Source organism: Bacillus sp. CIS52 (assembly GCF_053545315.1).
Genome location: NZ_JBIUFR010000001.1, coordinates 735,459 through 747,939, shown reverse-complemented (window position 1 = coordinate 747,939; position 12,481 = coordinate 735,459). Strand labels below are relative to the sequence as shown.

Below are 12,481 nucleotides of genomic sequence, written 5' to 3'. Positions count from 1 at the left end.
TGAGTTCACTCTGAATGTTTCAGCTGCCATTCTCCAATAACGTCGTGAAACGCTGAAACGCCTGAATGCCTTCGGCTGTCATTTTAAAAACGCCTGCATCGGTCAGCGCGCGTAAAAATACATTCGCGGTTTCTCTTTGTAAAACAGCGGCTGCATTTTCTGGTGTCACGTCTTTATCCGCTTTGATGTTTTCAGCCCACGGAAGATGAATGTCTTTGATGTCATGAGGTTCATTCAGTAAATACTTTTTCACTTCTGCCAGCTCATCTTTCAGGCGGGGAGGTAAAACGGCGAGCCCCATCACTTCAATCAGACCGATATTTTCTTTTTTGATGTGATGAACGTCTTGATGCGGGTGAAAAATGCCATCCGGATAATCTTCGGAGATGCGGTTGTTTCTGAGGGCGAGATCGATTTCAAAATCCGTTCCCCTGCGTCTGGCAATTGGAGTGACGGTATTATGGAATTCATTCGTCTTTGCGATGACGCCGACAGTTTCGTCTGTATATTCCCGCCACTTTTCAAAAACATATGCAGCCGCCTCAGTCAGCAAATCCGGATCTTTTGCCCGCAGGCGGATCACTGATACCGGCCACTTCACGACAAAAGCCTGAACGTCTGGAAAATGATGCATACGAAAAGGATAAAGGGAGTCCGCTTTTGCCATCGGAAACTCATGAGCGCCGCCTTGATAATGATCGTGTGAAAGAATGGATCCCCCTACGATCGGTAAGTCTGCGTTTGATCCCGCGAAATAATGCGGGAAGATTTCCGTAATGGCCAGAAGTCTTCTGAAGCTGCCGCAGCTGATGTTCATCGGCTTGTGCGTGCTTGAAAGGAAAATGGCGTGCTCGCTGTAATACGCATAAGGTGAATATTGAAAACCCCACTGTTCTCCCGCTAAGTCAAGCCGGATGATGCGGTGGTTTGAACGGGCAGGGTGATGTAAAGTTCCGGCATATCCCTCGTTTTCCATACAGAGCAGACATTTCGGATAACGGTTTTCCGGGCTGTTTTTAACCAAGGCGATGTCTTTAGGGTCTTTTTCCGGCTTTGATAAATTAATCGTGATCTCCAACTCGCCAAAAGGTGTTGGTGAGCGGTACACGATATTTTTTCGGATGGCCCGCGTCTTCATATAGTCGTTGTTTTGGCTCAGACGGTAAAAATAATCTGTTGCTTTTTTCGGGCCATCTGATAACAATTCGCTGAATGTGGCATTGATCAGAGAAGGGGCCGGTGTGATTACATCCATGATCCTGCTTTCCAGCATGTCTTTTTCAGCCGGCGTGTCGTTGATCATTGACCGTTTTACCGCGTCTTTCACCATTTCGTCCAAATAGTGAAGCCTGTTTTGTTTCTTGATATGCTTCGGTTCTGCATAATCCGTCAGTCCGAGCAGATCAAGAAGCCTGTTTCTTGTATAAATTACATCTGTTTCATTTATGTCGCCTAAGACAGTGCTCTCTTTCAGAAACCCTGCCACTGATTCAAAAACTTCAATGACCGCCGCCTCCATTTCATTTGTCTTTGTATCCGTTTGGATGACGCAGATGCCAATTCCATGCTGATGCAACGATTTCCGTTATGTCCGTTTGTTTCGGATTCCAGCCGAGAATGTTCCGCGCTTTATCGCTTGATGCGATGAGCGTGCCCGGATCACCGGGTCTTCTTTCGGCCGCTCTTGCTTTTATGCCTCTCCCGGTTGCTTGCCGGGCTGCCTTGACCATTTCTAATACGGAAAATCCGCTGCTTGAGCCTAAATTGAAAATGCCGCTGTCTCCGCCGTTCTGCAAATATTCCAGAGCGAGAATATGGGCATCGATTAAATCAGAAACATGAACATAATCGCGGATGCACGTGCCGTCTTTAGTATCATAGTCAGTGCCGAATATCAAAACCTCCTCGCGCTGACCGAGCGCCGTTTGTAAAAGGATAGGGATAAGGTGGGTTTCCGGATGATGATCTTCTCCGATGGAACCGTCCGTTTTCGCGCCGGCCACGTTAAAATACCGAAGGGAGACATATTTTATGCCCCAGGCGGCATCGCACCACTTCAGCATTTTTTCTGCCATGAGTTTTGATTCGCCGTATGCGCTTTCCGGCTTTTCCGGCATGTCTTCTGTGATGGGCACTTTTTCAGGTTCGCCGTATACAGCGGCGGATGAAGAAAATACAATGTGTTTCACCCCGAATTCCTGCATGACCTCCAGTGTAATTTGTGTGCCGTACACATTATGATTGAAGTATGAAAGCGGGTCTTTCATTGATTCGCCGACAAGAGATTGAGCGGCAAAATGGAGAACGCCTGTTATGTTCTCCTTCGCAAAAACAGAGCGAAGAAACGGTTTGTCGCGGATATCTCCATGGTAAAAAACGGCTTTTTCATGAACGGCTTTCCGGTGGCCTGTCTGGAGATTATCCACAGCTATCGTTTTAAATCCTTTGTTTACTAATTGATCAACCGCATGAGAACCGATATAGCCGGCTCCGCCGAGAACGAGAATCGCCATGATTTATTTTTCCCTCCATTCAGCCGCGCCATCGCTTATATCCGCGATGTAGAAAGAAGCTTCAAGACCTGTCCTGCTGCGGTAGTGAGATGAAACAGCCCGGATAAAGCCGGCGGTTTCTCCGCTTTCCACAATGGCTATGGCGCAGCCGCCGAACCCCGCGCCCGTCATCCGCGCCCCGAGCGCTCCTTCCTTCCAGGCTGCTTCAGCGAGCGCGTCTAATTCGGCACCGGTCACTTCATAATCATCGCGTAACGAACGGTGGGACGCGTTCATCAGCTCCCCGAACGTTTTCAAATCATTCAATTTGAGAGCTTCCGCGGCTGAGAGGGTCCGCTCGTTTTCATTGATTCCGTGACGGGCTCTTTTGCGCAATGTTTCACGGGAGAGAAGGTGTTCGAGTTTGTTGAATTCTTCTGCCGTTAATTCCGCAAGTGATGCGATATTCCGATATTGCCGCAGTTCCGAGAGAGCCTCATCACATTCACTGCGGCGTTCATTATATTTTGAAGCTGCCAGTTCCCGGCGCTTGTTCGTATTCATAATGACGATTTTATATCCGTTAAAAGCAGCCGGAATCATTTCGTGCTCAAGCTTATCGCAGTTTAAAAGAATGGCCATGTTCTTTTTGCCTTTTTGCACTGCGAATTGATCCATAATGCCTGAATTCACGCCGATAAATTCATTTTCGACTCTTTTTCCGATAAGCGCCAGTTCAGTATCGGAAACATTCAGACTGAATAACTCTCTTAAAATGGCACCGGTTAACATTTCAATAGAAGCGGAGGAACTTAATCCGGCGCCGTTTGGAATCGTACCGTGAAAAAGAATATCCATTCCGCTGTCTATTTGGCCGCCGGCTTCGAGAAGGTAACGGATCATTCCCTTTGGGTAATTGGTCCAGCCGTCTTCTTTTTTGTATGCTGTATCGTGGAGATCCAGGCAGGCAATGCCGCTGTCCGGAAAGTTTTCTGAGAATAACCGGATTTGGTGATCTCCGCGCTTTGCGCAGACGGCATATGTTCCGATTGTAATCGCGCAGGGAAGAACGTGGCCGCCTATATAATCCGTATGTTCCCCGATCAGGTTGATCCGGCCGGGTGCGAAAAACAGTTCCCCGTTACTTCTCTGGAAAACGTCTTTAAATCTTGATTTCAAACGTTTGTCATCCATGATAACCCTCCGATTCTATTTTGAGGTATGCTCCAGTATGAACTGAATGGCTTTGTGCGAATTCCTGGTGAGGCTGATATATTCCGCTCCTTTCGTTGCGATGAGTTTCACATGCAGGCGGTCTGCATCTTCTTTAATGTCATCGTAATAAGAGCCGACTTGCGGAGCCAAAATGATCATATCGAAGTCTTTCATGATGTCGTAATGGGATCCGTAGGCGCCTGCTGAGGCGGTGATCGGCACGTTATATTCCTCGGCGCCCTCTGTCAGTGCGTTCGCAAGCATGGCGCTCGTTCCCGCTCCGGCGCACAGCACTAACACATTGGTGCCGTGTTCCAAGGCGGATGAGGATTCCTGAAGATTTGTGCTGATGACCGAGGCCGCGTCTTCTGAGGCGCCGGCCATTGCGGGCTGTATCTCCCGGGATGTTTGCGGCGCGGTTTCAGATTCGGTGTGTTGAGCTTCTTTCGCCGCTAATACATTGTCGTAAGCTTTACAGAATGGCAGGTATATCAGGAAATCGACAATGATTAACACAGCTGTGAGAACAAAAGCCGAAAGCCCCATCCCGGTCCCCAGAATCAGGCCGACGGGAGCCGGGGCAGCCCACGGAAGAACATACATAAAACTGTTCATTCCGATGACATCCACGAAAAATTTAAACAGACAGACATTCACCATCGGCGTTACAACAAACGGAATGAAAAAATAAGGATTTAAAATGATCGGCGCAGCAAAGAGAAGAGGTTCGTTTACTGCGAAAGACACCGGAACCGCGGATGCTTTTCCGACTGCTTTCAATTGCTTGGATTTCGCGAAAAGAAGAAAGATAAACGGAACAACAAGGGTTGCGCCGGTTCCTCCCATTGTGCCGACGAAATTTCCGAGTCCGACGGTCAGCACGTTGGACGCCTGCTCACCGGCATTATGAAGCTGCAGGTTCGCCTCCACATTTGCGTAAATAATAGCCGCGATGGCAGGCTCCACAATAGAAGGCCCGTGAACGCCGACAAACCAGAACAGCGCCATCATTCCCCAAATGACAGAAATCCCAAGATAACCGTCTGCAGCGGTAAAAAACGGCGATAAGAGAGAGGAGAGAGCCTCCGCGAACGATACGTTCAGCGTATTCCTGATCAATAAATCAATGATCACCATGGCCAAAACGGAAAAGGCGAACGGGAAAACATCTTTAAATGTTTGTGAAATGGTTCCCGGAACTTCTTTCGGCATTTTAATCGTAATATTTTTCAGAGCGCAGAATCTGTATACGTTCACTGTTATGAAAGCGGATACAAAAGCGGCTAAAAGGCCTTTTGTTCCGAGATATTCCGTCGAGAATCCGCCGTCGATTTGAGTGACGCTTAAAATGAGAAACCCGACGACTGAAGCAAGCATCGCTGAAACGGGATTGATCCCTTTGTTTTTCGGCATTTTCCGGTTCATTGATTCACTCAGGCATTTCGCAGTTGTTGCCGCAACAATCAGGCCGAGGGCGCCCATTGAATAGTTATAAACTTTCCAAAGCCATTCAGAAACACTTTTAGGCCAAGTGAAACCCAACACTTCCGGCACAGCCGCGGTGAGGATGAAAATGCTGGCGAATAAAATAACAGGCATGGCCGTTAAGAAGCCGTCGCGGATCGCGCCTAAATAAATGTTTCTTGAGATTTTTTCAAAAAACGGTTTTCCCTTTTCGATTTGCTTGATGATACCGTTCATTTTTCCACTCCTTATCGGCGGCTTCGGTAGAGTTCTATAAAATCCTGAATAAGATCACGGAGCAGAAGGGTTGTCATTAAATGGTCCTGGCCGTGAACGAAAATAAACCCTAATTCCATGTCCTTGCCGTCAGCTTCTTCAGCTAACATTTTCGTTTGCACATTGTGGGCGAGGGTTAGATTTTCATCTGCGCTTTTTAATGCTGCTTCCGTGTTTTCGAAGTTTCCGGCACGGACTTCTTTCAGGACTTTCAATAAAGTGCTTCTGGCGTCGCCAGCATAGGCGACGATTTCAAAACCGAGCATCTGCAATTCTTCCTTTGTCATGAAAAAACCCTCCTAAAGACGGCACACATGATGAAAAGAGATTCTTTTCACCATGTATGATCGTTAAATGATTGTTTTTGTTTCACTTACAAGTTTGTACCAGTAGGCCGATTCTTTCGGATACCGTTTTTGGGTGTCGAAGTCGACGTAAAAAAGACCGTAACGTTTGTTGTAGCCGTTGGTCCATGAAAATAAATCCATTAAGGACCATAAGAAATATCCCTTTACGTTGACCCCGTCGCTAATCGCTTTGCTGACGGCTTCTAAATAGACTTTTAAATAGTCGATTCTTGCCTTATCCATAATGATGCCGTCTTCAAACTCATCTTTATAGCCCATGCCGTTTTCGGTAATGTAAATTTTGTTATATTGCGGATAGTCCCGTTTGATGCGCATCAGCATGTCATACATGCCTTCAGGATAAATGAGCCAGTCCCAATCGGTCCGTTTCAGGCCTTCTTTGTAAATTCTTTCGCCGATCCCTTTTACTTTATAGACCGAAGTGCCCTTATCGCCCGTTCCGTTATGGTGAATAACGGTCTCTCCGTCGTACGCTTTGACGAAATGGCATTGGTAATGATTGATGCCGAGATAATCATTGCGTGTTGACGCTTTTTTCATCACGTCAAAATCGCTGTCTGAAAACTCGTATGAAGCGCCGTTCGCCTCACAGATTTCATCCAGAGCACGCATCGTTTCCTCAGAATAATAGCCGAGGTAGGTGGCATCCAGGAGGAATCTCACTGATAACGCGTCATCGAGAAAGCAGGCATGGCGGTCTTCTTCCGAGTCACTGGCGGGGTATTTTGTTTCCAGTGAGTGGACGACACCGATTTCTCCCGGATAGCCGCCTTCTTTAAAGAGGTTGACGGTCATCGCATGCGCCACCATCATGTGATGGAGACATTGAATGACTTTTGTGATATCACTTTTAACAGATGGCGGGAAAACGCCGAGTAAATACTGGTTGGTGGCTGTAGGATAGATTTCGTTAAACGTGCTCCAATATCGGATTTCGCTGAATTCTTTAAAGCAAAACTCCGCATACCTGACGAACGCATCTATTGCGGCGCGGTTGAGAAAATCTCCCTGATCAAATAATCCTTTCGGCGTATCGAAATGATGAAGCGTGACAAAAGGGGTGACGCTGCGTTTTTGGCACTCTGAGAAAATACGATGATAGTAATCAACGCCTTCCTGATTGATTTCGGCTGTGCCGTCAGGGAAAATTCTCGTCCATGCTATAGAAAGGCGGATGCCGTTTATTCCGAATTTCTCACATAGTTTGATATCTTCCGGAAACTGCCGGTAAAAATCACTTGCCGGATCAGGGCTGAATCTTCCCTGTTTTTCAAGAAATTCATCCCAGGCTACAGGCCCTTTGCCGCCTTCTTTTGTGGCGCCTTCCGCTTGGTATGCCGCAGTCGCCCCGCCGAAAATAAAGTCATGAGGTAATTTGAGCATTACTGAATCCTCCTTCGCCAATGTGTGAATTGAAGTTTGTTAATGTTTGTAAATGTTATCTTTTGTTTAATAGTAAACGCATACATTTTTGTTGTCAATAGCTTCATAAGGAAATAATAACTGTGTTTACAAGGGTGAAACAAGTTTTTCAATGTTTTATATGTTGATAATATTGTTTGTTAATGTTTGTTTTTGTTGACCGGAGTGCCGCGGTATGTTAGATTGTGTGTAAAGTTGAGGGGATGATTGAAAATGTTAAAAAAAGAGCGTCTTTTAAAAATCATCGATATCGTAAACTCGCGGGGGTTTATTACGGTGAGTGATATTATCGATGAATTGGAAGTTTCTGATATGACGGTGAGAAGAGATCTGGATGAGCTGGATAAGGCCGGAAAAATCGTGCGTATTCATGGAGGCGCACAGAGCATTTCTTATTCCATTGACCACGAATTATCGCATAATGAAAAACTGGATGTTCAAATGGAGGAGAAGGGGAAAATCGCGGAACTCGCGGCTTCATATGTAAATGACGGCGATACCGTTTTTTTAGGACCGGGCACGACAATTGAACTTTTAGCGAAACACCTGCTGCATAAGAGAATTCGGATTATCACCAATAACTACCCCGTGTTTGATATTTTAAAGCATGGCGACACTGCGGATACCATTCTGATTGGCGGCGACTTCCGAAAAAACACCGGAGCATTCGTCGGGCCTATTGTGAACGGCAACCTGCAGAAATTCAATTTTACGAAAGCCTTCATCAGCGCAAACGGCATACATAATGATGAAATTTCTTCTTACAGCATTGAAGAAGGAGAGGCCCATCAAATCGCGCTGAACAATTCGCGGACGAAATTTTTGCTGGCGGACAATAAAAAATTCAACCGGGAAGATTTTTACGTGTTCTACAACTTACACGATATGGATTATCTGATTACGGATGATAAAGTGATGAAAGATGTTCAGATTCATTATGAGCAATATGTGGATGTCAAAATCGCAAAAAAATAAAAAGGGGAGGCGGTTCGATGAAAGGGGTTATTTTTGATTTCAACGGCACGATGTTTCAAGATTCACATCTCCACGAAAAAGCGTGGTTTTACATGGTGAAAAAATACGCTCCGAAAGCGATTTCTGATGAAGATATTTTCGTTAACATTCACGGAAGAACAAACAGTGAAATCCTGACGCATTTTATTTCCAACGATTTAACAAATGAAGACATCAAGAAGATGTCTTTTGAAAAAGAAGCCTACTACAGAGAATTATGCCTTGAAAACAAAGCTGAGTTAAAGCTGACGAAGGGGCTGACCGGCGTCTTAAACCATCTGAAAAAGTCCGGAATGCCGATGACCATCGCCACGGCTACGGTAAAGGAAAATGTCGAGTTTTACTTTGATGTCTTTCATTTGGGGAAGTGGTTTGATTTTGACAAAGTCACGTTTGATGACGGAAGCTTCCCCGGAAAGCCGGCGCCGGATATTTTTATCATCGCATCGGAAAAATTAGGCCTTAACCCTGAAGAGTGCCTAGTCATTGAAGATGCCTTTTCCGGGCTCACAGCGGCGAAAAAAGCAGGTGCGGGCAAGATTGTGGCCATTGACCCGTTCGGAAAAAACCGCGCGTTATTTGAAGAAAAACATCTGGCGGATGACGGGATACTGACAGATTTCACCTCGTTTTTTGAGGTGATTGCCGGACATTCTGTTTGAGAGATCAGCCGGTTCTTCATGTTGGTATGGCCTTACAGATGCGGACACCGTTCGTAACACAAGATGTTTTTGTGTTCGGGCGGTGTCTTTTTCTGATGAGACTGTGCAGAATCAGTTTCGGACAGGGGCCTTTCTTCTTTTTTTCGCACATGTTCAATTAAGCGCTCGCATGTATTCAAGTCTTATTACTGACTGCTGATATGTTTTACGATAACATCCTGAGCATATAAGAATAGCAGCCATCCTGTTAGTCCAAGCCCTGATGCGGCAATGAAAGGCAGTGAATGGCGAAGGGCGATGCCGATAATGACCAGCATAATGACTGTGGAAGGGATGCCGGAAGCCACACTGAAGGCAAAATGACTTAATGTCTCCTTCGTTTCTCCTTGGATGTACAGCCAAACCATGCTCAGCATACTGACAATTGGCAAAGCCGCTATTATACCTCCATAACTCGGGCTTCTTCTTGATATTTCAGTGATAATCCCAATAATAGCAGCAGAGACAATAATTTTAACGATCGTAAACATCTTCAGCCCGCTCCTTCATCAAACTGAATGCTTTTAAGACAAGTGTTCTTTCTTCATTATTCATGTTGTCAAAAAGAAGCTGTTTAAGCTTTTCTTCATCGAGGCCGGAATGACGGTAAAGGACATCCGCCCCCAAATTGGTAAGTTTTAAAATAACCTTCCGCTCATCCTCAACACTTCTGATTTTATAAACGTACTTTTTCTTAAGTAAACGTTTTATATGTTCGGAAGCGGTATTATGTGAGACTTGAATCGCTTCGGCAATGTCTTTTATTCCGACTGCCTGCTCTTTTTGAATGACTTGCAGAATTCGCACACCTTGGTGAGTGATTTTTTCATGATGCTGATAACGGAGCCGATAGTAAATATCTGTCCAGAGGCCGTTTAATTCCAATATTTCGTTTGCCATCGTCATCAACCCTTATCGTTTATTAAGATTATATCTTATAATACGATATAAATTAACGGATTGAAAGAAGTTTTTAAACATGAGTGATGGAACTGCGTTTTGTTTTGGAAGATGGAAGCGAAAGCAGCCGCTGACTTCAAAGCCAAAATAGAGAAAGAAGCTTTTTAGCATAATAAAAAGGCACTGACAATAAGTTGGAGAACCAAAGAATATATTAAAATACCATGTGCTGATTGAAAAAGATACACGGAATAAAAAGCGGGTAAGAAGATAAGGAAAGGAGAGAGACGGATGGAACTTGATTTTGTGATTCGTCTGGCGGTTGCGGGGCTGCTTGGGGCCTTGATTGGATTGGAGAGAGAATTCAGGGCGAAGGAGGCCGGTTTGAGAACGCATTTTCTAGTGGCCGTCGGCAGCGCCTTGATGATGATTGTTTCCAAATATGGATTTTTTGATTTGTTATCCAACAGCCATACGTCCTTTGACCCGAGCCGGGTGGCGGCGCAGGTTGTCAGCGGTGTCGGATTTTTAGGGGCCGGCACGATTATTTTGCAGCGGCATGTCGTGCGGGGGCTTACGACAGCCGCGGGGATTTGGGCTACGTCCGGGATCGGTCTGACGATCGGGGCGGGTATGTATGTCATCGGTATCAGCGGCACGATATTGGCGTTAATCGGGCTTGAACTTTTAAATTTTCTGTTTAAACCGGCGGCGCATTCTCTGTCTGTCAGTTTCCAGATTGAGGAGAAAGCCGTTATGCATGAAATTTTAACTTCGCTTGAAGCAAAGGGAATTCTCATCACGTCCTATGAATTGAATAAGGCGGTGCTTGAAGTGAAGGGAAGGGTGAAAAGCAAAAGCGGAAAAGCCTCGGTGATGGAGAAAGTTCAATCCCTCCCGTATATCCTGTCCGTCAAAGTTGAATAGCAAAAAGGGGAAGCTCCCCTTTCTGCGGTCATTTCTTTTCAAACATTAATACCAAGGATAGAACGGGATATACGGCCGCGGATAGTATGGATACGGTCTTGGGAAATAATAAGGCGGCCGCGGATAGTATGGATATGGTCTGGGGAAATAATAAGGCGGCCGGGGATAATGATACGGCACCCGCTCGTGGCTCTCGGCTGTGTATTCATGATCAAAAGGATCGTACAAGAGGAAAACCTCCTTTGAAAGAGTTATTCCGTTTACCATATTCCTGTATGCCCGGTATGGTGTGCGTAATCCGGGCAGAAAAAAAGATGCCGGTTATCATCCGGCATCTTTTTTTACACTTTTACATCAATGGAATGGCCGGCAGTCGGGTGCTGGGCCGGCAGCATTTTTACGGTTTCTTCCGCAGCGGTCTGGGCATTCTGCATGACCGTTTTTGTTAACGCGATATTTACATTCTGCGCCAGAGATGCCTGGTGCATAGCGATTGATAACGCAGGGATATCCATAGCTTCCACCTCCTTATCCCTTCATATCGGCGGCGTGCTCCGATTATGAAGAGAGCCGGCGTTTTCTTTTGACGGCCCATTCTAAAAGTGCGGCCGCGCATACTCCGAGGGTATAGGCGAAAATGTCGCTCCAGACAAATTGCCAGCCGAGGATCAGCCCGCCGAGCGTGCTGCTTCTGATCTCGTCAATCCACGGCGCATGATACAGCTGGCTGCATTCAATCAGACAGCAAAACGAGAGGCTCAGGATAGCGGCTGTTTCCGTCCGGATGTTTCGAAATAAAAAACCGAATCCGGTAAAAATCATTGCCGCCCACAGGGCATCTCCTAAATAAGCGTTTATCATGCCGGGCAATAGGTTGGTAATGCAGTTGGTTCTGGATAGTAAACCGAGAGCGATGATAAAAACGGTCAATGCCCCGTATGTCAATCGATGTCTATTCACTTCACACTGTTCCCCTTTTTTTGTATTCCCATGTATTGTAAGGAATGACGGAGAAGCTGTCTATGAAAAAAACGGCCCGGGAGGCCGCTTTTTCGGATTATCTTTCTTTTAGGTTGACATGGTCTGCTTTTTGATCACTGCCGATGACGAAGCGGAGCTCATACTGTCCCGTATGATAGACGTAATCTGTTTCGCCCGTTTTCGGCACTGTCAGGATTTTGTCAGCGCTGCCGATTTGTTTGCTTAAAACGTCAGGTGTGACGCTGCCGAGGTTTAAACGCCGTTCCACCCCTGTCCCGAAATAGCGGATTTCTGAGATTTTGCCGTTTTTATGATAGGAAAATCCATAACCGGGGTTTCCCATGTTCCAGCTGTATAAATCAAATGGATTGCGGCTGTCCGCTTCCTGTTCCGGCTCGCCGATTTTATCGTAAACATCCTGTCTCGTGCTTTGGTTGATTTTCAGGCCTTTCACTTGTTGCGGCATTTCTCCTTGAAACGCCGATTGATAAAGGCTGTTCACCAGTTCTTGTGCACGTTGATTTTCCGTTTTTGAAGCAGCTTCGGCATGAACGGACTGTGTATCCGAAACTGCTTCTGCGCTGAGTGCGCCGCCTGTGAGCATCACGGCCGACAATCCCGTGATGAGTGTTTTTTTCTTCAGCATATGTGAATGCCTCCTTTTTACCGCTCATACCCGTATGTTTCCTCAGTTAAACGGGATGTTTTAGTGAAAGGTGGG

General features: G+C 46.0%; 13 protein-coding genes and 1 pseudogene. 3 read left to right on the top strand and 11 right to left on the bottom strand.

Going from position 1 to position 12,481, the window contains the following annotated elements:
* Positions 1–19 precede the first annotated feature (19 nt).
* From galT to lacG, 6 genes are all read right to left on the bottom strand, one after another.
* Positions 20–1,519, bottom strand: a complete 1,500-nt coding sequence (gene galT / locus ACH32G_RS03280; protein ID WP_448814276.1) for a UDP-glucose--hexose-1-phosphate uridylyltransferase — start codon at positions 1,517–1,519, stop codon at positions 20–22.
* A gap of 1 nt (position 1,520) precedes the next feature.
* Positions 1,521–2,513, bottom strand: coding sequence for a UDP-glucose 4-epimerase GalE (gene galE / locus ACH32G_RS03275; RefSeq protein WP_045925373.1), 993 nt, complete (start codon positions 2,511–2,513; stop codon positions 1,521–1,523).
* Positions 2,514–2,516: 3 nt separating this feature from the next.
* Positions 2,517–3,686: a galactokinase gene (locus ACH32G_RS03270; protein WP_264819992.1), complete on the bottom strand. Its 1,170-nt coding sequence runs from the start codon at positions 3,684–3,686 to the stop codon at positions 2,517–2,519.
* 15 nt (positions 3,687–3,701) lie between these two features.
* Complete coding sequence (locus ACH32G_RS03265) at positions 3,702–5,408, bottom strand: PTS lactose transporter subunit IIBC (protein WP_045925375.1); 1,707 nt, start codon at positions 5,406–5,408, stop codon at positions 3,702–3,704.
* Between the two features lie 11 nt (positions 5,409–5,419).
* On the bottom strand, positions 5,420–5,734 hold the full coding sequence (locus tag ACH32G_RS03260; RefSeq protein ID WP_016936492.1) for a PTS lactose/cellobiose transporter subunit IIA: 315 nt from the start codon (positions 5,732–5,734) through the stop codon (positions 5,420–5,422).
* A gap of 63 nt (positions 5,735–5,797) precedes the next feature.
* Complete coding sequence (gene lacG, locus ACH32G_RS03255; RefSeq protein ID WP_448813989.1) at positions 5,798–7,198, bottom strand: 6-phospho-beta-galactosidase; 1,401 nt, start codon at positions 7,196–7,198, stop codon at positions 5,798–5,800.
* 252 nt (positions 7,199–7,450) lie between these two features.
* On the opposite strand from lacG, the gene ACH32G_RS03250 reads away from it, so the two are divergent.
* Both ACH32G_RS03250 and ACH32G_RS03245 read left to right on the top strand, forming a co-directional pair.
* A complete protein-coding gene (locus ACH32G_RS03250) occupies positions 7,451–8,212 on the top strand; it encodes a DeoR/GlpR family DNA-binding transcription regulator (protein WP_045925377.1) in 762 nt (253 codons plus the stop codon).
* A gap of 17 nt (positions 8,213–8,229) precedes the next feature.
* Complete coding sequence (locus ACH32G_RS03245; protein ID WP_045925378.1) at positions 8,230–8,913, top strand: HAD family hydrolase; 684 nt, start codon at positions 8,230–8,232, stop codon at positions 8,911–8,913.
* Positions 8,914–9,098: 185 nt separating this feature from the next.
* On the opposite strand, the gene ACH32G_RS03240 is transcribed toward ACH32G_RS03245, so the two are convergent.
* Together ACH32G_RS03240 and ACH32G_RS03235 are read right to left on the bottom strand one after the other, a co-directional pair.
* Positions 9,099–9,443 (bottom strand): DUF3147 family protein, encoded by a 345-nt coding sequence (locus ACH32G_RS03240; protein WP_045925379.1) that lies wholly within the window; start codon positions 9,441–9,443, stop codon positions 9,099–9,101.
* Positions 9,427–9,852 (bottom strand): MarR family winged helix-turn-helix transcriptional regulator, encoded by a 426-nt coding sequence (locus tag ACH32G_RS03235; protein WP_045925380.1) that lies wholly within the window; start codon positions 9,850–9,852, stop codon positions 9,427–9,429. Before ACH32G_RS03235 ends, ACH32G_RS03240 begins: the two co-directional genes overlap by 17 nt.
* Before the next feature lie 291 nt (positions 9,853–10,143).
* Here ACH32G_RS03235 and ACH32G_RS03230 point away from each other — a divergent pair.
* Positions 10,144–10,540 (top strand): annotated as a pseudogene (locus tag ACH32G_RS03230) (MgtC/SapB family protein); the annotation flags it as partial.
* Between the two features lie 580 nt (positions 10,541–11,120).
* On the opposite strand, the gene ACH32G_RS03225 reads toward ACH32G_RS03230, so the two are convergent.
* From ACH32G_RS03225 to ACH32G_RS03215, 3 genes are all read right to left on the bottom strand, one after another.
* Positions 11,121–11,294, bottom strand: a complete 174-nt coding sequence (locus tag ACH32G_RS03225; protein WP_064777866.1) for a YjfB family protein — start codon at positions 11,292–11,294, stop codon at positions 11,121–11,123.
* Between the two features lie 43 nt (positions 11,295–11,337).
* Entirely contained in the window at positions 11,338–11,739 is a 402-nt protein-coding gene (locus ACH32G_RS03220; RefSeq protein WP_045925382.1) for a ribosomal maturation YjgA family protein, read from the bottom strand.
* Between the two features lie 97 nt (positions 11,740–11,836).
* Complete coding sequence (locus ACH32G_RS03215) at positions 11,837–12,406, bottom strand: YjgB family protein (protein ID WP_045925383.1); 570 nt, start codon at positions 12,404–12,406, stop codon at positions 11,837–11,839.
* Positions 12,407–12,481 lie beyond the last annotated feature (75 nt).